Raw genomic sequence first — 25,796 nt, forward strand, 5'->3', positions numbered from 1 at the left:
ATTTCACTATTGAGGTTGGTAAAGCGATCGCTAGAACATTAAATTCTTAACCAATTACCTTTTTTTGTCCAAAGTCGAATTGCTAAAGTTGGTAAAGAAAACTTGGAGTAATTTATCATCTACTTCTGGCCAACCAATGCTAGTATCTGCAAGTCCATTGAGGGTGTTTTGGCAATCGAATTTTAAGCTAGGTGCGGCATTTTCCTTTGACTCTGAAGATGTATTGTCTTCAGCCAGGGATATAGCTGAATACAAAGCGTTATCAGTAGAAATTTGGGTATTGCGAACTAGTTCAGCTTGCCAATCTTCATAGGAAAGCTGTTGCAATGGGTAGCCCAAAGAACGGATGGAGTTAATAAGTTGACTCCAAGGAGCAGAATGGGAACTAATTAGATGAAAGGCTTTGCTTAAAGATTCTGGCTGTTGCGAGAGGTGGATTAAAGCTTTGGCGAGATAGTCTACAGGTGTAATCTCTAACATACTGTTCATCTCTGGCGCACTTTTTAGTTGAATGCAGCTTTTGATGAATCTATACAATATGTCATTTGAATTCCAAACACCGGTTTGACTATGCCATGTTATTCTACCAAGCCTGTAGATACTGCAAGGCAAACCGCGATCGCGTGCTATCATAACAATCTTTTCTGCCACCCATTTACTTTGGGTATAGCCACCAAGAAGTCCTTGACAGTGTTCTAGAGGATCATTCTCTTGAACAACCTCTAATTTGAAATACTCATCTGAGGAAAAAACGCTAACAGTAGAAATGAAATGTACAGGCTTAATTTTGATTTGACTAGCTAATCTCAAGACTTCTTCAGTTCCACGCACATTTGCTGTTTTTAACAAAGCGTATGGATAAACATGATTCACCAAAGCGCCATTATGGTAAATTGAGTCAATTTTAAGAGCCATGAGGTGAAACTGCTCCTCTGAAAGACCGAGAAGCGGTTGAGATAAATCTCCTAATACTGGAATAATCCGTGAGTTAAAAGATTCCTCCCAAACTAAATAAGCTTTCAGGGTTTCTTGGAGTCGTTGTTTCCCTGCGGTAAAATCAGCAGCACGCACCAAACAATAGATATCTGCTTGAGTTTGTTCTAATAATTCAGCCAGCAAAAAAGCACCGACAAACCCTGTTGCACCCGTGAGAAAAATAGCCGCAGGTTGACTTACAGGTTGATAAACTAGGTTGCCAGGGTTAATTGTCTGGTCTAGGACGACTTCAGCCTGTAAGTTGACGCTAGTAATTTCATTTCCACTGATACTAGAGTCTGCCCCAGAGGTAGACTCAATCGTATAAGCAAGTTCAGCGATAGTTGGGGCGGTAAATAAGTGGCGCAACGGTAACTTAATCTGGAAAGTCTCATTTATTTGGGACATCACCTGAATTGTTGTCAGTGAATGACCTCCTAAGTCAAAGAAATTATCTAGAACACCCACTTTCTCTATGTGCAGTGCATTACCCCAAATATCTGCCAATATCTTCTCTACAGGGGTACGTGGTGCCACAAAACTCACTGCCAACTGGGTATTATTGGAATCAGGAACAGGTAAGGCTTTGCGGTCTACCTTGCCATTGGGAGTTAAAGGTAAAAACTCTAAACTGACAAAAGCAGAAGGCAGCATGTACTGTGGTAATTTTTCCGTCAAGAAAATGCGTAACTCATTGGTAGTTAGTGTTTGCTCCAACTGTGGCACAAAATAAGCTACTAAGCGTTTTTCTCCTGGGATATCTTCTCTCGCCACTACCACATTTTCCCTAACTCCTGGATGCTGACTCAGTATTGCCTCAATTTCCCCTAACTCAATTCGGAAACCTCGGATTTTTAGTTGATTGTCGATGCGCCCCAGGTATTCGATGTTTCCATCTGGTAGATAACGTGCTAAGTCCCCTGTTTTATATAATCTTGAATTTTGAATTTTGAATTTTGAATTATTAAAGGGGTTAGGGATGAATTTTTCTTGTGTTAATTCTGGGCGGTTGAGATAACCGCGTGCTAATCCTGCACCACCGATGTGTAACTCTCCTGGTACACCAATGGGTACTGGTTGCAAATACTTATCTAAAATGTAGATATGGGTATTGGAAATTGGGCGACCAATGCTTGGTGATATCTGATCTTGTTCCTTAGCAACTACCAGCCCAGAAGTTGTGACAACAGTATTCTCTGTTGGGCCATAATTATTCACGACTTGGAAGGGGAGTGACGCTGGTGGATACTGATTCAGCTTATCGCCTCCAGTCAGGATGTAACGCAAAGCTAAACTTTCTGTAGTCCATTTTAAAGACAATAATTCCTGTGTTATTGGTGTTGGCACAAAACTGATAGTAATCTTGTTTGATATCAACCAATCTCGTAGATTTACTGGCGATGCAAGGATTTCAGATTTGACTAAGTAGATACTTGCTCCGGCTGTTAGGTAAGGCCATAATTCCCATGCAGCTGCGTCAAATCCTGTTCCTGCTAGTTGGGTGGCTTTGTCTAAGGTCGTGATTTTAAAAGTACGCTGATGCCACAACACTAAATTTAACAATCCTTTATGGGCAATTAGTACTCCCTTTGGTGTTCCTGTAGAACCAGAGGTATAAATCACATAAACTAAATTAGTTGCTTGTACTTCAGCGATGAAATTATCCTGATTGAACTGAGCAATAAAGTGCCAATCAGTATCTAAACACACAACCTGCGTCTGATACTTTTGTAATTTCTCAACTAATTGCTGTTGGGTTAGCAGCACGGAAACTTGAGCATTTTCAAGCATAAAGCTCAGACGGTCTTGGGGATATTCTGGGTCAAGTGGCACGTAAGCCCCACCCGCCTTGAGAATACCCAACAGTCCAACAACCATCTCTAAAGAGCGCTCCACACAAATCCCCACCAGCACATCGGCGGACACTCCCAAGGATTGCAAGTAATGTGCCAACTGGTTAGCACGACAATTCAACTCGTGGTACGTCAATTGTTGATTCTCAAACACCACTGCCACAGCATCGGGCGTGCGTTCCACCTGTTCTTCAAACAACTGATGAATACATTTATCTTGGGGATAATCTACCTGAGTATTATTCCATTCAATTAATAACTGTTCCTGCTCAGTTGCTGTGAGCATTGTTAATTGAGAAATGCGCTGTTCAGGATTAGCAACAATACTTTCTAGTAGGGTCACAAAATGAAGAGTCATCCGTTTGATCGCACTGCTATCAAATAAGTCAGTGTTGTATTGCCACCACCCGACTAGTCCAGTGGCAGTGTTCTCCATGACTAAAGTCAGATCGAACTTTGTCGTGGAAGTCTCTATTGGTAATTCACTGACACTTAACCCAGTCAACTCCAATTGAGACACGGGAGTATTCTGGAGAACGAACATCACTTGGAACAGTGGTGTATGGCTCATATCTCGTTCTGGCTGCAATGCTTCCACCAACATTTCAAAGGGCAAATCTTGATGAGCGTATGCGGACAGCGCCATTTCTCGAATCTGCGGCAGTAATTCGTTAAAGCTGGGGTTTTCTACCAAATTCGTCCGCAAAACTAAAGTATTGACAAAAAAGCCAATTAACCCTTCTATCTCGGCGCGATCGCGGTTAGCAATTGGTGTCCCCACCAAAATATCTGTTTGTCCTGTGTAGCGATAAAGCAGGGTATTATAAGCCGCCAACAAAGTCATAAACAAAGTCACCCCTTGCTGTTGACTCAGTTTTACCAACTTTTGAGTTAGCTCAACAGAAAGTGTAAACTCCAGATGTGCGCCATTGAAAGTCTGCACAGCAGGTCTGGGTCTATCTGTGGGTAATGGCAAGAATGTCGGTGCATTTGCCAATTGTTGTTTCCAGTAACTCAATTGGCTATTCAGTACTTCCCCGACTAACCATTGTCTTTGCCATAAGGCAAAATCTGCATACTGAATCGGCAATGGTAATAAGGGTGACGGTTGACCTTGAGAATAAGCATTGTATATTGCTTGTAGCTCCTGGACAAATACACCTATTGACCAGCCATCACTGACAACATGGTGCATACAAACTAATAACCACTGTTCTGTAGAAGACAGCACCACTAATGTCGCTCTGATTAATGCTTCTGACTCTAAGTCAAAAGGCTCAATTGCTTGCTGTTGCACTAATTTCTGTGCAGCCGTTTTTTGTTCTGTTACGGGTAAATGCTGCAAATCAACAATTGCAACTGACCAATTCGTTTGAGTTTGAATGATTTGAGTAGCTTGTCCATCAACTGTGATGAAGTTAGTACGTAATGCTTCGTGGCGATGAATAATTTCAATTAAGCTTTGTTCTAAGGCAACAACATTAATAGTTCCGACTAAGCGCAAACCAACGGGGATGTTGTATGAGGCGTTGTTCGGCTCGAACTGATCTAAAAACCATAAACGCTGTTGAGAGTATGACAATGGTATTTCTGTATTCTCTGCCCGCTTTAAGATGGGTGGTGCGGCAAGTTCTAAGTCCTGTTGCTGCAACTGCTGAATGTTATGTGATAGTTCAGCAATTGTTGGTGCAGCAAATAAGCTACGCAATGGTAGTTCTACCTTCAAGTTGATACGGACGCGGGAAACCAGCTGCGTTGCTAGTAGCGAATGTCCTCCAAGTTCAAAGAAGTTATCATGTATACCTACTTGCTCTACTTTCAACACTTGCGCCCAAATTACTGACAGGATTTCTTCGATTGGGTTACGTGGAGCAACATATTTGTCCGATAATTGGCTTTGTAAATCAGGTGCGGGTAGGGCGCGACGGTCTAATTTTCCGTTGGGGGTAAGCGGTAGAGCGTCCAAGATGGCGATCGCACTTGGCACCATATACTCTGGTAATTTTGACTTCAGGAAGCTACGCACAACGTTTACAGAGACTCTCTGTTCTGGCTGTGGCACGATGTAAGCGACTAAGCGTTTATCACCTGGGGTATCTTCTCGCACAACCACACAAGAAGCCTCCACATCACTATGTTGGCTCAGTACTGCTTCAATTTCACCCAGTTCAATGCGGAAACCCCGAATTTTTACTTGGTTGTCGATGCGTCCCAGGTATTCTATATTACCGTCAGGTAAATAATGTGCTAAATCCCCTGTTTTGTAAAGGCGAGAATCAGGGTCAGTGCTAAAGGGATTTCGGATGAATTTTTCTTGTGTTAACTCTGGGCGGTTCAAGTAGCCTCTGGCTAAAAGCACACCAGCAATGTACACTTCCCCTGGTACACCAATGGGTACAGGCTGTAAATATTTATCTAGGATGTAGATTTGGGTGTTAGAAATGGGTCGCCCAATGGGAGGAAGCGATGGCCAAGTCTGGACTGAATGATTGAGCGTAAAACTGGTGGCTAAGTGGCTCTCCGATGGCCCATAGTGATTGTGCAATGTACAATCAGTTAGTTTACTTAACCATCCAGAAATTGCCGGGGTAATTCGCAACTGTTCCCCAGAAGTAATAATTTCCCGCAAATGAGTATTGACTAACTCATTACTAACAGCAACTTCGGCTAGTTGCTGTAAGCCAACAACGGGGAGAAACATTCTTTCCACTGCTTTTTCTTGCAGAACACCTAATAAAGCTGAGGTATCGTGGCGTAATTCCTCTGTTATTAGAAATAATGTGCCGCCAGAACACCAAGTAGTGAAGATTTCTTGGAAGGAAACATCAAAGTTAATGGAAGCAAATTGTAGGGTTTTTGCTCCATGAGTAATTTTGAGATTGTCTCGATGCCACAATATCAAGTTGCTCAAGGCAATCTGATTCATGGCTATACCCTTTGGTTGACCTGTCGAACCAGAAGTATAAATTATGTAACCCAAGTTATTGGCTTGTACGCCAGAGATGAGATTGTCCTGGCTGCACTGAGAAATTAATTCAGCGTCAGTATCTAAATAAACAAGCTGTGCTTGATTTTGGGGCAGTCTATCAATAAGTTGCTGTTGAGTCAGCAATACTTTAACTTGAGTATCCTCTAAAATAAAGCTCAAACGCTCTTGTGGATACTCTGGATCAAGTGGTAGGTATGCTCCCCCCGCTTTGAGAATCCCCAGCAGTCCGATGACCATTTCTAATGATCGCTCGACACACAGACCGACCAAGGCATCTGGTTTTACACCCAATGACCGTAAGTAGTGCGCCAACTGGTTAGCGCGGTAGTTTAATTCATTGTAAGTAAGTTGTTGATTTTTATACACAACTGCCACTGCATTGGGTGTCAGTTGTACCTGCTCCTCAAACAACTGATGGATGCACTTATGAAGGGGATAATCAACTTGAGTATCGTTCCACTCGACAAGTAATTTTTGTTGTTCGGGTTGTGTCAGCAGTGGCAATTGTGAGATTTGCTGTTCTGGGTTGGCAATAATACCTTCAAGCAATGTCACAAAATGACTCGTCATTCGCTCAATGGTATTAGCATCAAACAAGTCAGTGCTGTATTCCCACAACCCTACCAGCCCAGTAGGACTGTTCTCCATGATTAAGGTTAAATCAAACCTGGAAGTTGTCAGTTTTACTGGCAATGAACTGACATTGAGTCCAGTTAAGTCTAATTCAGATGTGGGCGCATTCTGAAGAACAAACATTACCTGAAACAGTGGTGTATGGCTGAGATCCCTTTCTGGCTGTAATGCTTCTACCAGCATTTCAAAGGGCAAGTTCTGATGAGCGTATGCCTCCATTGCCATGTCCCGGACACGACTGAGTAATTCGCTAAAGCTGGGATTTTCTGTCAAATTAGTCCGCATGACTAAGGTATTGACAAAAAAGCCAATTAGCCCTTCTAGCTCAGTGCGATCGCGGTTAGCAATTGGCGAACCCACCAGGATATCTTCTTGTCCGGTGTAGCGATAAAGCAGGGTATTATATGCCGCCAACAAAGTCATAAACAAAGTCACCCCTTGCTTTTGACTGAGTTTAGTTAGTTGTTGAGTTAATTCAACAGACAGGGCAAACTCAAGATATGCACCATTGAAAGTCTGCACAGCAGGTCTAGGTCTGTCTGTGGGTAATGGCAAGAACGTGGGTGCATTTGCCAATTGTTGTTCCCAGTAACTCAATTGACTGTTAAGTACTTCCCCGACTAACCATTGTCTTTGCCATAAGGCGAAATCTGCGTACTGAATCGGCAGTGGCAACAGGGGTGAAGGTTGACCTTGAGAATAAGCATTGTATAGTGCTTGTAACTCCTCAACAAATACACCTATTGACCAGCCATCAGAGACAATGTGGTGCATACAAACTAATAACCACTGCTCTGTAGGAGACAGCACAACTAATGTCGCTCTGATTAATGGATCATGAGCTAAGTCAAAAGGCTCAATTGCTTGTTGTTCCAGTAATTCCTGTGCAGTCGTTTTTTGTTCTGTTAAAGGTAAATGCTGCAAGTCAACAACTGTAACTGTCCGATTTGGTTGTGTTTGAATGATTTGAGCAGCTTGTCCATCAACACTAACAAAGTTAGTACGTAATGCTTCGTGGCGATGAATAATTTCAATTAAGCTTTGTTGTAGCGCGTCAACATTAAGAGTTCCGACTAAGCGCAAACCAACGGGGATATTGTAGAAGGAACTGTTCGACTCAAACTGGTCTAAAAACCACAAACGCTGTTGAGAGTATGACAGTGGTAAGTTTGCATTCTCTGTCCGCCGATTGATGGGTGGTGCAGCTAGTTCTAAGTATTGTTGCTGTAATTGCTGAATCAATAGCGCTAACTGGGCAATTGTTGGTGCAGCAAACAATGAACGCAATGGCAATTCTACTTTCAAGCTGCTACGCACACGGGAGACGAGTTGCGTTGCGAGTAGCGAGTGTCCTCCTAGCTCAAAAAAGTTATCATGTCTGCCTACAAGCTCTACTTTTAGGACTTCTTGCCAAATCAGTGCCAGTATTTCTTCTAGAGGTGTATGTGGAGCTACATATTTGTCTCTTGATTCACTACTTGGCTCTGGGGCTGGTAGGGCGCGACGGTCTATTTTACCGTTGGGTGTTAGGGGTAAAGATTCTAAAATAGCGATCGCACTTGGTACCATGTATTCTGGTAGTTTTTCTTTGAGGAAGCTACGCAGAACGCTTACTGTAGGTGTTATCTGTGGCTGCGGCACTATATAGGCGACTAGGCGCTTGTCACCAGGAATGTCTTCGCGGATGATGACTACAGATGTTTGCACATCACTATGTTGGCTTAGTACCGCTTCGATTTCTCCCAATTCGATGCGGAAACCCCGGATTTTTACTTGGTTGTCAATACGTCCCAGGTATTCAATATTGCCATCTGGTAGATAACGAGCCAAATCTCCGGTTTTATAGAGACGGGGACTGGGGACTAGGGACTGGGCTATTTTTTTCCTCCGCTCTCTTACCCCTCTGCTCCCTCGGTTACTGAGCGTAGTCGAAGTATCCTCCCCTGCTCTTCTGCTTCCACTGAAGGGATTAGGGATGAATTTCTCTTGTGTTAACTCTCTTGCGTTGAGGTAGCCTCTTGCTAATCCTACACCACCGATGTGTAACTCTCCTGGTACACCCACAGGTACTGGTTGTAAGTTTTGGTCGAGTATATATATCTGAGTATTGGAAATTGGGCGACCAATAGGTACTGTCTTCAAATTGCTCTCTGGTTGACATTCCCAGAAGGTGACATCAATTGCTGCTTCTGTCGGTCCGTAGAGATTATGCAATTGGCACCCTAAACAGGCAAAAAAGCTTTCCTGAAGTTCTTTTGGCAGTGCTTCACCACTACAAATAACTCGCTTTAAGCTACTGCAATTTTTTACACTTTCTTCTTCCAAGAAAGCTCGGAGCATCGAAGGGACAAAATGCAGTGTGGTAACTTGCTGCTCTAGTATTAGGTTGACCAAGTAACCACTATCTTTATGTCCACCTGGTTTAGCGACAACTAAACGCGCTCCAGTCAATAATGGCCAGAAAAACTCCCAAACGGAGACATCGAAGCTGAAAGGAGTTTTTTGTAAAACGCAGTCTATTTCTGTTAATTGATATGCTTGCTGCATCCACAGAAGGCGATTGCAAATCCCTAGATGCGTATTTATCGCTCCTTTAGGCCTTCCGGTGGAACCCGAAGTGTAAATTACATAAGCCAAGTTACTAGCTTGCACACCAGTGATGGGATTTTGCTGATTCGATTGGGGAATGATTTCCCAGTCGGTATCTAAGCAAACAACACGCGCTTGATGTTCAGGTAATTTCTCAACTAGATGCTGTTGGGTAAGTAGCACGGAAACTTGAGCATTTTCCAGCATAAAGCTCAAACGGTCTTGGGGATACTCAGGGTCAAGTGGTACGTAAGCTCCACCCGCCTTGAGAATCCCAAGTAGTCCCACCACCATCTCTAAAGAACGCTCCACACAAATCCCCACCAGCACATCGGCGGACACTCCCAAAGACTGTAAATAATGCGCCAACTGGTTAGCACGACAATTTAACTCGTGGTATGTCAATTGTTGATTGTCAAACACCACCGCCACTGCATTGGGTGTACGCTCTACCTGTTCTTCAAATAACTGATGAATACATTTATCCTGGGGATAATCTACTTGAGTATCATTCCACTCAACTAATAATTGCTGTTGCTCAAATGCTGTGAGGATTGGTAATTGAGAAATGCGATCGCTGGGATTAGCAACAATAGCCTCAAGCAGTGTCAGAAAATGACCAGTCATCCGTTCGATAGTGCTGCTATCAAACAAGTCAGTATTGTAATCCCACCCTCCCACTAGTCCAGTGCTAGTGTTTTCCATTGATAAGGTAAGATCAAACTTGGCGATCGCACTTTCTGTTGGCAATTCACTGACAGTTAACCCAGTCAACTCTACTTCAGATGTGGGCGCATTATTAAGAACGAACATCACCTGAAATAGTGGTGTATGGCTCAAGTCCCGTTCTGGTTGCAATGCTTCCACCAACATTTCAAAGGGCAAATCTTGATGAGCGTATGCAGATAATGCCATTTCCCGGATACGTGGCAGTAATTCGTTAAAGCTGGGGTTTTCTGCCAAATTTGTCCGCATGACTAAAGTGTTGACAAAAAAGCCAATTAACCCTTCTATCTCGGCGCGATCGCGGTTAGCAATTGGCGAACCCACCAAAATATCTGTTTGGCCGGTGTAGCGATAAAGCAGGGTATTATAAGCCGCCAACAAAGTCATAAACAAAGTCACCCCTTGCTGTTGACTCAGTTTTACCAACTTTTGAGTTAGCTCAACAGAAAGTGTAAACTCTAGATGTGCGCCATTGAAAGTCTGCACAGCAGGTCTGGGTCTGTCTGTGGGTAATGGTAAGAACGTGGGCGCATTTGCCAATTGTTCTTTCCAGTAACTTAATTGGCTGTTGAGTACCTCTCCTTGCAACCATTGTCTTTGCCATAAGGCAAAATCTGCATACTGAATCGGCAATGGCAACAAAGATGAGGGTTGACCTTGAGAATAAGCATTATACAGTGCTTGTAACTCCTCAACAAATACACCTATTGACCAGCCATCACTGACAACATGGTGCATACAAACTAATAACCAATGTTCTGTAGGAGACAGCACAATTAATGTCGCTCTGATTAATGCATCATGAGCTAAGTCAAAAGGCTCAATTGCTTCTTGTTGGAGTAATTTCTGTGCAGCTATTTCTTGTTCTTTCCAGGGTAAATGCTTTAAGTCAACAACTGTAACTGACCAATTTGGTTGTGCTTGAATGATTTGAGCAGCTTGTCCATCAACACTAACAAAGTTAGTACGTAATGCTTCGTGGCGATGAATAATTTCAATTAAGCTTTGTTGTAGCGCGTCAACATTAACAGTTCCGACTAAGCGCAAACCAACGGGGATATTGTAAAAGGAACTGTTCGGCTCAAATTGGTCTAAAAACCATAAACGTTGTTGAGAGTATGACAGTGGTAAGTTTGCATTCTGTGTCCGCCTTAAGATAGGTGGTGCAGCTAGTTCTAAATCTTGTTGCTGTAACTGCTGAATCAATGGCGCTAATTCCGTAATTGTTGATGCAGCAAATAACTCACGTAATGATAGTTCTATTTTGAAGCTAGTGCGGATGCGTGAAACCAGTTGCGTTGCTAGTAGTGAGTGTCCCCCAAGTTCAAAGAAATTATCATGTATACCCACTTGCTCTACTTTCAAAACTTGCGCCCATAGGAGTACAAGCATTTCCTCAACGGGTGTACGCGGGGCGACATATTTTTCTAGGAGTGGGGTGTCTAAGTCTGGTTTTGGCAGGGCGCGGCGGTCTACTTTGCCGTTGAGATTTAGGGGTAAGGATTCCAAAATCACAAAAGCACTTGGTATCATATAATCTGGCAACTTTGCCTTGAGGAATTGACGTATTTCGCCTATTGTCGGTTGACAGTTCTGATGCGTGACGACGTAGGCGACTAAACGTTTATCTCCAGGGGTATCTTCGCGGACAATGACACAAGATACCTGCACATCGCTATGTTGGCTCAAGACTGCTTCAATTTCACCCAACTCAATCCGTAAACCCCGGATTTTTACTTGGCCGTCGATGCGACTGAGGTATTCAATATTGCCATCTGGCAAATAGCGTGCTAAATCCCCAGTTTTATATAATAATTTTGACTTTTGACTTTTGAACGCCAGTTGCTTCAAGTCGGGAAACCCGCCCAACGCACTGGCTCCTTTTGACTTCTCAAACGGATTAGGAATGAATTTTTCTTGTGTTAACTCGGTGCGGTTAAGGTATTCTCTAGCTAGACCATCTCCCCCAACATATAATTCTCCCGGTACACCAATACCTACTGGTTGTAGTTGGGAATCTAACAAATAGATTTGTGTGTTGGAAATTGGTTGCCCGATGGGAATAGTTGTAGCGCCTTCTGGTACATCCTGCACTAAGTACCAGGAACTAAATGTTGTATTCTCTGTTGGCCCATAAACATGGAGGAGTTGCTGCGGCGCACCGTTGTTGAGTACTTCTTTAACCCATTTAGGATCTACAGCCTCGCCGCCAAATAAAAGATACCGTAGTGAATTGAAAGCAGAGGGGACTTCTTGAGCAATTTGATTGAATAGGGCAGTTGTCAAGAATAATACACTGATATTTTGCGATCGCATAAAGTCCGCAAAATTTCTGGGCGAAAGTGCCACATCTTTGCTCACCCCTACCAACCGCGCTCCGTTCAGTAACGCTCCCCAAATTTCAAAGGTAGCAGCATCGAAGGCGTGATTTGAGGCTTGGGCAATTACATCATCAGCAAAAATATTGATATAGTTGGTTTCTTTGACGAGTCGAACTACACTTCGGTGGATAATGCTTACACCTTTGGGTTGACCTGTAGAACCAGAGGTGTACATTACATAAGCTAAGTTATCAGCGTTGACGCTGGTAGTTGGGTTCTGTTGGGTTTGTTGATTGATGATATCCCAGTTTGAGTCTAAGCAAATTATATTAGCTTGGCGTTCGGCAAAATCGCGCCAGAGGCGATCGCCTAGTTTATTAACTAATTTTTCTTGAGTCAATACAATTGATAACTGAGTATCTTCAAGCATGAAGGTCAATCGCTCTTGAGGATATTCTGGGTTAAGTGGGATGTATGCACCACCCGCCTTGAGAATCCCCAATAGTCCCACGATCATTTCTAAGGAACGCTCCACACATATCCCCACCAGCACATCAGCTTTCACACCCAAAGACTTCAGGTAATGCGCCAACTGGTTAGCACGGCTGTTCAGTTCGCGGTATGTGAGATGTTGATTCTCGTACACCACCGCCACAGCATCGGGTGTAAGCTCCACCTGCTCCTCAAACAACTGATGAATAGATTTATCCTGGGGATAGTTAGACTGGGTATCGTTCCAGTCCACTAATAGCTGTTGCTGCTCAGATTTTGTTAGTATTGGCAACTGGGAAATTCGTTGCTGAGGATTAGCAACAATACCTTGTAGCAGTGTCACAAAATGACCAAGCATCCGGCTAATCGTTCCATCTTCAAATCGACTAGCATCGTACATCACCCTCAGTGATAATTGCTCACCAGGGGAAACTACAACCGCCAGAGGATAATTTGTTTGTTCAATCCACCTAAAATTCGAGAGGGAAAAATTGCTATTTCCTTGTAGAACAGCAGTATCAACAGGATAATTCTCAAAAACAACAATACTCTCAAACAAAGACGTACCCTTGGGAACATCACTTAGCCCCTGAATCCCTGCCAATGAGCTATAGGAAAATTGCTCAGACTCCACCTGTTGCGCCTGTAAATCCTTCAATAAACCCAGCAATTCAGTCTTCTCGGAAATTTGCACCCTCACTGGCAGAGTATTGATAAATAACCCCACAATCGACTCTACACCAACAAGTTCAGGCGGACGACCAGAAACAGTTGCACCAAAAACCACATCTGTTTCTTGGCTATAGCGAGACAGCAAAAGTCCCCAAGTCGCCTGCACCAAATTACTCATCGTCAATTGATGCTGTCTGACAAAAGACATCACTGCTGTTGTCGCTGACACAGTTAAGTCAATTTGTTGTTCGCTGTAGCCCGAATGCTGCTCCACGGACAATGGTTTATCCACAGTCAAAGGAGTTGGTGTAGTAAAACCTTGAAGTTTTTGTCGCCAAAATTTATTAGCTAAATCTCGATCCTGTTGCTGTAACCAAGCAATATAGTTGCGGTAGCTGACAGTTCCGATGTTAGATAAACTTTTACCCTGAGAAATAGCTTGATAAAACTCCAACAGGTCTTGGAAAACCAAAGGTGACGACCAGCCATCAAGTAATAAATGATGATGACACCAAACAAACTGATAAGTATTTCCATCCAACTGGATTAGATGTAAGCGCATCAATGGCGCTTGCGACACTTGAAAACCCTGTTGTCGCTCAGAATCCAGAAAAGTCTCTAATTGCTGTTGCTGCTCAAGTGCCGATAACTCCCGCCAGTCATAAGTTTCGACTGTCACATTTATCTGTCGATACACCACTTGAACAGGCTGGCTCAAAGATTCCCACAGAAAAGCTGTGCGGAAGACGGGATGCCGAGCTACCACTTGCTGCCAAGCTTGCTCGAAGGTTTTTACATCTAGGTTTCCCGTCAAAATGCAAGTTATCTGCTCAAAATATACGCCTGAATCTGGAGCATACAAACTTTCAAACAGCATCCCCTCTTGCATAGGAGATAAGGGATAAATATCTTCAATATTTTGTCGGTTAGTTTTATTAAGTTCTAATTTCATAAATTTTGTAATATCTGATCTAGTTCTAGTTGGTTAAGTTGAATTAATGGAAAATCTGTGGGCGTATAACCTGCATTTTCTGGTGATAAACAATGAGCAATTATATCTTGCAGAGTTTCGACAAATTCTTGGGCTATATTCTCAATCGTTTCGTGATGATGGATATTGCTGCTGTATGTCCAATCTATTTGTAGTTGTTCGTTAATAATGATGGCATTAATGTCTATCAAACAATGTCGCTGACCTTGTAAACTCTGGCTGTTTCCGCTCGGCTCATTAGCTATTTGCATCAGAGCAGATGTATTCACAACTTGAGCAAATTGTCCCAAATAATTGAAGCTAATTTCTGCTTGGGGAATTTTCTCTAGTTGGGCGCTAATTTCTGCATTAACATTCAGATAACGCAATAAGCCATAGCCAATACCTTTGTTAGGAATTACACGTAATTGTTCCTTGACAGATTTTAAAACAGTACCCAGATCATCTATGATTCCCAGTTCTACAACCACTGGAAAAATTGTTGTAAACCAACCAACAGTCCGTGATAAGTCTACACCATCGATAATCTCTTCCCGCCCATGACCTTCTAAGTTGAATAACACTGACTCAGAATTAGTCCATCCGCTCAACACCAACACTAAGGCAGTTAACAAGATATCGTTAATTTGTGTTTTATAAGCTTTCGGAACATCTTGCAGGAGAGAAAGGGTTTCAGCTTCATCTAATGATACTGATATTGTCCTAGCCGATGCGGTAGTGTTTATTCCTTGTGCATAATCCACTGGGATGGAGTCAACTGCATCGTAAGATGCACTCAACCAATAATCTAGTTCTGATTTCAAGACTTCTGATTGGGCATATTCTGTCAGTTGTCGCGCCCAATCTTTGAAGGATGTGGTTTTAGCAGGTAGTTCAATGGTGTTGCCTTGACTTAGTTGCTGGTAAGCTGTCTGCAAATCTTCTAACAATATCCGCCAAGAAACACCGTCTACTACGAGGTGGTGAATTATCACCAGCAATCGGGCTTTTTTGTCAATACCCAGCCAGAAAAATGCTACTTGCACGAGATTTTCTGACAGATTTAAACTCGCCTGTAATTCATTGGCTGTAGTTTCAATGACAGTTTCTATCTGAGCTTCTGGAACTGTCGATAAGTCAAAACGAGGGATAGTAATATTATCGGTTGGCGCGGCATGAATCTGCTGCCATATTGTATCTGTTTGAGTGAATCTTAGCCTTAGGGCATCATGATGTTTTAGTAGTTGCTGCCATACTTGCTCTAATATTTCTAGATCGAGGTCTGATGGTACTGTGAGGAGAAATGATTGATTAAAGTGGTGTTTCTCTGGTAAATTCTGCTCGAAAAACCAGTGTTGAATTGGTGTTAGCGGTAATGTCCCTGTGACTAATCCTTGTTCAATTGAGAGTGCTTTTGTTGTACCTGCAACTGTGGCTAATTGGGCGATGGTTTGGTTGGCAAATAGTTGTTTGATTGTCAGTTCTATGCCAGCAACTTTTGCTCTACTGATGATTTGAATGCTGAGGATGGAATCTCCTCCTAGTTCAAAATAGTTATCGTGTATGCCTATTTGCTCTACTCTTAATACTTGCTCCCAAATTTGGGTTAATTTTTCTTCAATCGAGGTGCGCGGTGCTACTAGGTTGCTTTCTATTCCTGTGCGTGCTTCTGGTTCTGGTAGGGCGCGACGGTCTATTTTGCCGTTGGTGGTAAGCGGTAGGAAATCTAGGGTAACAATCGCACTTGGTATCATATATTCCGGTAATTTTTCTTTGAGAAAACTACGCAGAACGCTAACTGTGGGTGTTATCTGTGGCTGCGGTACTATGTAGGCGACTAGGCGCTTATTTCCGGGAATGTCTTCGCGGACGATGACTACAGATGTTTGCACATCACTATGTTGGCTTAGTGCTGCTTCGATTTCTCCCAACTCGATGCGGAATCCCCGGATTTTTACTTGGTTATCGATGCGTCCCAGGTATTCGATATTACCATCTGGTAAATAGCGTGCTAAGTCGCCAGTTTTGTATAATTTTGAATTTTGAATTTTGAATTTTGAATTGTTAAACGGGTTGGGGATAAATCTTTCTTGTGTTAACTCTGGACGGTTGAGGTATCCTATTGCTAATCCTGCTCCACCAATATGCAGTTCTCCTGGTACACCCACAGGTAGTGGTTGCAAGTTTTGGTCGAGTATGTAGATTTGCGTGTTGTCAATTGGACGACCAATGGGGACAAGTTGTGGATAAATCTCACGCTGACAATTCCAGAAAGTTGCATCAATACAAGCCTCTGTTGGGCCGTAGAGATTATGTAAATTTACATCTAGCTTACTTAACAAGCCTTCTTGCAGAGTAACAGGTAAGACTTCACCGCCACAGAACACGTGTTTGAGGGACTGACAAGTTTCGATTCCGCCCTGTTCTAAAAGCATTTGCAGTAAAGATGGAACAAGTTGAATAGTAGTTACCTGTTGCTGGGCAATTAACCTTAAAAGATAAGCACTGTCAGTATGACCTCCTGGTTCAGCTATCAACAACTGTCCACCTGCTAACAATGGAGCGTAAAATTCCCAAACTGAGGCATCAAAGCCAAAGGGAGTTTTTTGCAGTACTTTGTCTTTTTCAGTCAGAGGGAATGTTGCTTGCATCCAAAACATGTGGTTGCAAAGGTTACTGTGAGATAGCATTACCCCCTTTGGTTGACCAGTAGAGCCAGAAGTATAAATCACATAAGCTACGTTACTAGCTTGCACTTGGGCAATTGGATTCTCCTGGCTAGACTTACTGATTAGGAGCCAATCGTTATCTAAATGGACTACACGCGCTTGATGTCGAGGTAATTTCTCAACTAGATGCTGTTGAGTAAGTAGCACGGAAACTTGAGTGTCTGCGAGCATGAAAGTCAGACGGTCTTGGGGATATTCAGGGTCAAGTGGTACATAAGCCCCACCCGCCTTGAGAATCCCAAGTAATCCCACCACCATTTCTAAAGAACGCTCCACACATATCCCCACCAGCACATCTGCGGACACTCCCAAAGACTGTAAGTAATGCGCCAACTGGTTAGCACGAGTGTTCAACTCGTGGTATGTCAATTGTTGATTCTCAAATACTACTGCCACCGCATCAGGTGTACGTTCTACTTGATCTTCAAATAACTGATGTATACATTTATCTTGGGGATAATCTACTTGAGTATCATTCCACTCAACTAATAATTGCTGTTGCTCAAATGCTGTGAGGATTGGTAATTGAGAAATGCGCTCGCTGGGATTAGCAACAATAGCTTCTAGCAATGTCACAAAATGACCAGTCATTCGTTCAATTGTGCTGCTATCAAACAAGTGTGTGTTGTACTCCCACCCTCCCACTAATCCAGTGCTAGTGTTTTCCATTGATAAGGTAAGATCAAACTTGGCGATCGCACTTTCTATAAGCAACCAACTGACAGTTAATCCAGTCAACTCTATTTCAGATTTGGGCGCATTATTGAGAACGAACATCACCTGAAATAGTGGTGTATGGCTGAGATCCCGTTCTGGCTGCAATGCCTCCACCAACATCTCAAAGGGCAAATCTTGATGAGCATAGGCTCCGAAAGCCATTTCTCTTAGGCGCGGGAGTAATTCGTTAAAGGTGGGATTCTCAGATAAATCAGTCCGCATCACTAAAGTGTTGACAAAAAAGCCAATTAGCCCTTCTATTTCGGTGCGATCGCGGTTAGCAATTGGTGTCCCCACCAAAATATCTGTTTGTCCGGTGTAGCGATAAAGCAGGGTATTATAAGCCGCCAACAAAGTCATAAACAAAGTCACCCCTTGCTGTTGACTCAGTTTTATCAACTTTTGAGTTAACTCAACAGACAGGGCAAACTCAAGATATGCGCCATTGAAAGTCTGCACAGCAGGTCTGGGTCTGTCTGTGGGTAATGGTAAGAACGTGGGCGCATTTGCCAATTGTTGTTCCCAGTAACTTAATTGGCTGTTGAGTACCTCTCCTTGCAACCATTGTCTTTGCCATAAGGCAAAATCTGCATACTGAATCGGCAATGGCAACAAAGATGAGGGTTGACCTTGAGAATAAGCATTATACAGTGCTTGTAACTCCTCAACAAATACACCTATTGACCAGCCATCACTGACAACATGGTGCATACAAACTAATAACCAATGTTCTGTAGGAGACAGCACAATTAATGTCGCTCTGATTAAGGCATCATGAGCTAAGTCAAAAGGTTCAAATGCTTGTTGTTTAACTAATTTCTGTGCAGCTATTTCTTGTTCTTTCCAGGGTAAATGCTTTAAGTCAACAACTGTAACTGTCCAATTTGGTTGTGTTTGAATGATTTGAGTAGCTTGTCCATCAACTGTGATGAAGTTAGTGCGTAATGCTTCGTGGCGATGAATAATTTCAACTAAGCTTTGTTCTAAGACAACAACATTCAGAGTTCCGACTAAACGCAACCCGAAGGGGATGTTGTATGAGGCACTGTTCGGCTCGAACTGGTCTAAAAACCATAAACGCTGTTGAGAGTATGACAATGGTAGTTCTGCATTCTCTACCCGCTTTAAGATGGGTAGTGCGGCAAGTTCTAAGTCTTGTTGCTGCAACTGCTGAATATTATGTGATAGTTCCGCGATCGTTGGTGCTGCAAATAGCGATCGCAATGGCAGTTCTACTTTCAAGCTGCTACGCACACGGGAAATAAGTTGCGTTGCTAATAGGGAGTGTCCCCCTAGCTCAAAGAAGTTATCATGTCTGCCTACAAGGTCTACTTTTAGGACTTGTTGCCAAATCAGTGACAGTATTTCTTCGATGGGGTTGCGTGGGGCGACATATTTCTCTAATAATTCACTACTTGGCTCTGGTGCGGGTAGAGCGCGACGGTCTATTTTGCCATTGGGAGTTAGGGGTAAAGACTCCAGAATGACTATTGCCGAAGGAACCATATAGTCTGGTAACTTGGACTTAAGGTCGCTACGCAGTTCGCTAATTGTGAGTGCTACTTGTGGCTGCGGTACAATGTAGGCAACTAGGCGCTTGTCACCCCTGTTATCTTCACGGGTTATGACACATGATGCTTGCACATGGGGATGTTGGCTGAGTGCTGCTTCGATTTCTCCCAACTCAATGCGGAATCCCCGAATTTTTACTTGATTGTCGATACGCCCCAAGTATTCGATGTTGCCATCTGGTAGATAACGGGCTAAATCCCCTGTTTTATATAATCTACTCCTTCCTGCCTCCTGCCTCCTGCCTCCTGCCTCCTCAAACGGGTTGGGAATGAATTTTTCTTGTGTTAACTCTGGTCGGTTCAAGTAGCCTCGCGCTAATCCTGCACCACCAATGTGCAGTTCCCCTGGTACACCTACGGGTACTGGTTGTAAGTTTTGGTCAAGTATGTATATCTGGGTATTGTCAATTGGGCGACCAATAGAAATCAAGCTCTCACTAGATTCGAGTTGACATACTGATGACCAAATAGTAGTTTCTGTTGGCCCATAAAGGTTCCACAAAGAAGCGCTCCTAGCAAGCAGTTCATTAACTAGATCCCAAGGTAAAGCTTCACCACCGCAAAGTATTTTTAGATCGCTAAATTGGAAGTTGGAGTCTAAAAGCAATCTCCAAGTAGCTGGAGTTGCTTGCATAATTGTTGCCTTAGACTTAACTAGCAAGTCAAATAATTCTCTTCCATCAAGGGTTACATCACGAGGGGCTATGACCAGACTTGCACCGACAGTTATAGGCAGAAAAATTTCTAAGGCAGCAATATCAAAGGAAATAGTAGTGACTGCAAGCAGTGTATCTTGTTCTGTTATTCCTGGGCGCTGCTGCATGGCAGATAGGAAATTGCTCACAGATTTATGTGAGATTTGCACACCTTTGGGCTTGCCTGTAGAACCGGAAGTATAAATCACATAAGCTAGGTTACTAGCTTGGACATCAGTGATGGGATTTTCTTGAGTCAATTGAGAAATAAACTGCCAATTAGTATCCAAGCTTATAAGCTGCGCGTGACACTCAGGTAATTTATCAACTAAATGCTGTTGGGTAAGCAGCACTGAAACTTGAGCATCTTCCAAGATAAAGCGCAAACGCTCTTGAGGATATTCTGGATCGAGTGGTACGTAAGCCCCGCCCGCCTTGAGAATACCCAACAGCCCAACCACCATTTCTAAAGAGCGCTCCACACAAATTCCCACCAGTACGTCGGCGGACACTCCCAAAGAACGTAAGTGGTGCGCCAACTGGTTGGCACGACAATTCAACTCGTGGTATGTCCATTGTTGATTGTCAAACACCACTGCTACGGCATTGGGTGTACGCTCTACTTGCTCCTCAAATAATTGATGGATACATTTATCTTGGGGATAATGTACTTGAGTATCATTCCACTCCACTAATAACTGTTGCTGCTCAGATGAGGTCAAAATTGGCAATTGGGAAATCCGCTCGCTAGGATTTGCCACGATCGCTTCAAGTAGAGTCAGAAAATGACCAGTCATCCGTTCGATAGTGCTGCTATCAAACAAGTCAGTGTTGTACTCCCACCACGCAAAAAGTCCATTGGGAGTGTTTTCCATTGATAAAGTTAAATCAAACTTTGCCGTGGTGATTGCTATTGGTAAGCCACTGACACTTAACTCAGTCAACTCTATTTCAGACATGGGAGCGTTCAGGAGAACGAACATCACCTGAAATAGTGGTGTATGGCTGAGATCCCGTTCTGGCTGCAATGCTTCCACCAACATCTCAAAGGGCAAATCTTGATGTGCGTAGGCTCCGAAAGCCGTTTCTCTCAGGCGCGAAAGTAATTCGTTAAAACTGGGGTTCCCTACTAAATCAGTCCGCATCACTAAGGTATTGACAAAAAAACCAATTAACCCTTCTAGCTCGGTGCGATCGCGCCCAGCAATTGGTGTCCCTACCAAAATATCTTCTTGTCCCGTGTAGCGGTAAAGCAGGGTATTGTAAGCCGCTAACAAAGTCATAAACAAAGTCACCCCTTGCTGTTGACTTAGCTGCAACAATCGTTGAGTTAGTTCACCAGATAGGGCAAACACATGATATGAGCCATTGAAAGTCTGTACAGCAGGTCTAGGTCTATCTGTGGGTAGTGGCAAAAATGTCGGTGCATTTGCCAACTGTTTTTCCCAGTAACTCAAGTGGTTTTGTAGTACTTCCCCGACTAACCATTGTCTTTGCCAAATTGCATAATCTGCATACTGAATTGGTAGTGGCAACAAGGGTGACGGTTGACCTTGAGAATAAGCATTGTAGAGTGCTTGTAACTCTTGGACAAACAGACCTATTGACCAGCCATCAAAGACAACGTGGTGCATACACACTAATAACCACTGCTCTGTCTCGGACAACACTATTAATATCGCTCTGATTAATGGATCATGAGCTAAGTCAAAAGGCTCAATTGCTCGTTGTTCCAGTAATTCCTGTGCAGTCGTTTTTTGTTCTGTTAAGGGTAAATGCTGGAAGTCAACTACTGTTACTGTCCAATTCGGTTGAGTTTGAATGATTTGAGTTGCTTGTCCATCAAGGGTAACAAAGTTGGTGCGTAAGACTTCATGGCGATCGATAAGTTCTTTTAAACTTTGTTCTAAGGCGGCAACATTCAGAGTTCCTACTAGACGCAAACCAATGGAGGTGTTGTATGAGGCATTGTTTGACTCTAACTGGTCTAAAAACCATAAACGCTGTTGAGAGTATGATAGTGGTATTTCTGCATTCTCTAGCCGCCTTAAGATGGGTGGTGCTGACAGTTCTATATTTTGTTCTTGCTGCTGTAACTGCTGAATCGATGGTGCTAACTCGGCAATTGTTGGCGCAGCAAATAAGCTTCGCAATGGTATTTCTACTTTCAACCTGCTACGCACACGGGAGATGAATTGTGTTCCCAGTAGAGAGTGTCCCCCTAGTTCAAAGAAGTTGTCATGTCTGCCTACAAGCTCTACTTTCAGGACTTCTTGCCAAATCAGTGCCAGGATTTCTTCGATGGGGGTGCGCGGAGCTACATATTTATCTGATAATTCACTACTTGGCTCTGGTAGAGCGCGACGATCTATTTTGCCGTTGGGGGTTAGGGGTAAAGATTCTAAAATGGCGATCGCACTTGGTACCATGTATTCTGGTAGCTTTTCTTTGAGGAAGCTACGCATAACGCTAACTGTAGGTGTCACATGTGGCTGCGGTACGATATAGGCTACTAGGCGCTTATTTCCGGGAATGTCTTCGCGGACGATGACTACAGATGCTTGCACATCTTCATGTTGGCTTAGTGCTGCTTCGATTTCTCCCAACTCAATGCGGAAACCCCGGATTTTTACTTGGTTATCGATGCGTCCCAAGTATTCGATATTGCCATCTGGGAGATAACGGGCTAAGTCCCCTGTTTTATATAATTTTGACTTTTGACTTTTGAACGCCAGTTGCTTCAAGTCGGGAAACCCGCCCAACGCACTGGCTCCTTTTGACTTGTTAAACGGGTTAGGGATGAATTTTTCTTGTGTTAATTCTGGTCGATTCAAGTAGCCTCGCGCTAATCCTGCACCACCAATGTGCAGTTCTCCGGGTACACCAATCGGTACTGGTTGTAAGTGCAAGTCTAAGATGTAGATTTTTGCATTGGCAATGGGACGACCAATCGTAACTTTTTCGTCTAGTGGAGTGCATTTGGCAGTTGTGGCACAAACACTTGCTTCTGTGGGCCCGTAAGCGTTGAAGAAGTTTCTGCCTTTTGACCATTGTCCCATCAGTTCCAAAGAACAGGCTTCTCCAGCGACAACGATCGCTTGCAATGTTGGTAGTTCTTCTACTGGCAGGACTGCTAAGGCTGATGGTGGTAGGGTGACATGGGTAATGGCATCATCCCTTAATCGCTCAATTAAAGGCATACCCGGCATTATCGAGTCTTTTGTTCCTAAGTAAAGTCTTGCCCCCGATCCCAAAGCCATCAAGATTTCTGATATGCAAGCATCAAAACTGAAGGAGGCAAACTGGAGAACTCGACTATCACAATCCACACCGAAAACCTGAATCTGTGCTTGAGCTAGATTGCACAATCCACTATGCTCAACCATTACCCCTTTGGGTTTGCCTGTGGAGCCGGATGTGTAAATCACATTCGCTAGATGAGTAGGCGTTACTACCTCTATCGGGTTATTCTGTTTATTTTGCAGAATTTCTGACCAGACTTCATCTAAACAAATCAGTTGCGCCTGATACTCAGGTAGTCGCTCAACGAGTCGCTGTTGACTCACTAATATTGAAACTTGAGCGTCTTCAAGCATGAAGCTCAGACGCTCTTTAGGATATTCTGAGTCAAGCGGTACATAAGCTCCACCCGCCTTGAGAATGCCAAGTAATCCCACCACCATTTCTAAGGAACGCTCTACACAAATCCCCACTAGCACATCTGGTTTTACACCCAAAGAACGTAAGTAATACGCCAACTGGTTAGCACGACAATTCAACTCGTGGTAGGTCAATTGTTGATTTTCAAAGACCACTGCTACAGCATCAGGGGTGCGTTCCACCTGTTCTTCAAATAACTGATGGATACATTTATCAAAGGGGTAGTCTACTTGAGTATCATTCCACTCAACTAATAACTGATGTTCCTCAAATTCTGTCAATAAAGGTAATTGGTCAATTCGTTGCTGGGGATTTGCCACAATTGCTTCGAGCAAAGTTACAAAATGCCCCATCATCCGGGCGATCGCACTGTCATCAAATAAGTCAGTGTTATAGTTCCACGTACCTTTGAGTAAACCAGGTTCCTCCAGAATGGATAAGGTTAAATCAAAGGCGGCTCCTTTAGACTCTGGAATCATTGATTCCAAAATCAAACCATCGATATCCATCTGGTGGGAGCGATCGCAGACGAAGGCTACCTGATAGAGTGGCGAAAAACTGGGGTTGCGGACAGGTTGCAGTTGCTCTACTAGTAGGGGAAAGGGATAATCTTGATGGTTTTGGGCATTTAATACACAAGAATGCGATCGCTCCAGCAACTCTTCAAAGGTGGGATTTCCTGAAAGGTCTCCTCGCAAGACCACAGGATTAGCAAAGTGACCGACAATATTTTCAAATTCTGAACGGCTCCGATTCTCCATTGGAGAGCCAATTAAAATATCTTCTTGATTGGTATAACGTCGTAATAGTATTTGTAATGCTGTTAATAAAAGAATATATAGAGAGGCATCAACTCTATTTGCCAATTCTATGAGCTTTAGCCGCAGTTCTTCTTCAACAGTAAAAAAGCGGGAAGCACCATTATAGGTTTGCCTGTGAGGTCTTGGTCGATCTGTGGGCAAATCTAGCAATGGCAATTCACCAGATAGTTGTTGCTGCCAGTAAGTCCACAAATTTTCTCCATGTAAACTAGCCAGCATTTCCTCTGACCATTTAACATAATCTTGATACTGATAGTTTTGTGGTGATAGTTGGGCAGTTTCACCTGTAGCGTAGGCGTAGCCCGTACTTCGGCTGCACCCTTCGGCTACGCTCAGTACAGGCTCAGTGATCTTCGTAGACATCGCTTTATATAAGGCTGTCAATTCACCGATCATGATTTCTAAAGACCGGAAATCCCCCACGATCTGATGTAGGGTGATTAAGAAAATATGTTCTTTGGTTGCTAATTTATCAGTTTTAATCTGGTTAATTAATAAATCAAAGCGCAATATCGGTCCCTGTTCTAAGTCGAAGGGGCGATCGCTTTTTTCTGAGAGCCAGGTGTTTATATTATCTTGGTCAAAATCAAAAGCTTCTTCAATGCTAAAGTCAACTTGCTGATTTTCGTGAACTGTTTGCACAGGTTCGCCGTCAGTAGTTGCAAAGGTAGTCCTCAAAACTGGATGCCTTTGAACTAAACCTTGTGCTGCCTGCTTTAGGGCAGGAATATCTAAATTTGTAACTAATTTTGCTGCATACATGGCGTTGTAAGCAGTGCTGTTGGGTGTTAATTGATATAAAGACCAGAGTGCTTTTTGACCGTGGGACAGGGTGTAAGTTACAGCCTGATTAGTATTCTGGGATAAAATTTGGATAATTTCTGGTTCAGATTGCTGAATTTCCCCCAATAACTCAGGGGTTAGGGAGTTTTCCGGCGATCGATAGCGTAGTTTGTCTCCATCAACCCACAGTTCAACATTCTTTGCTGAGAGATTTTCTAGAAGCTCTGTTAAATTCATAATTTAACTCTAATTAATGCTAATTTTAATAAATTAATATTTTCCTCTAAAGCTACCTTAAATTTTTACAGTCTTAGCCAAGAGAAAACTTAATATTAACTAGGCTTTCTGATACTTCTTACTATCAGAAATTTACTTCCCCAATAATATAATTTACTATTTTTCAATTAAGCTTACTCTTAGAGGTTGTTTGAAAAGTCTAATTTATTACTAGCCCTGGCGATTAGAAATCGCGGCTACACGAGACAAAACACACCTTCCCTGCGGAACGCCAAGGGCGAACGTGGGTTAAAAACCATTGATTTTTCATTAGTCCACGGAGGTGGACTTGGTTTGTGTAGTAGCGAATTATATTCACCCAAA

Annotated in this window: 2 protein-coding genes; both read right to left on the minus strand. The window is 43.1% G+C overall.

Features of this window, described 5'->3' with window-relative positions; all coding sequences use genetic code 11:
- Nucleotides 1-54: 54 nt before the first annotated feature.
- The gene (locus FD723_RS16500) at nt 55-14,202 is read right to left on the minus strand and encodes a non-ribosomal peptide synthetase (protein ID WP_179066286.1); all 14,148 of its coding nucleotides are present in this window, start codon (nt 14,200-14,202) and stop codon (nt 55-57) included.
- Complete coding sequence (locus tag FD723_RS16505) at nt 14,199-25,433, minus strand: non-ribosomal peptide synthetase (protein ID WP_179066287.1); 11,235 nt, start codon at nt 25,431-25,433, stop codon at nt 14,199-14,201. The genes FD723_RS16500 and FD723_RS16505 overlap by 4 nt, the downstream gene beginning before the upstream one ends.
- Between the last annotated feature and the right edge of the window lie 363 nt (nt 25,434-25,796).

The sequence above is a fragment of the Nostoc sp. C052 genome, assembly GCF_013393905.1.
Lineage (GTDB): Bacteria > Cyanobacteriota > Cyanobacteriia > Cyanobacteriales > Nostocaceae > Nostoc.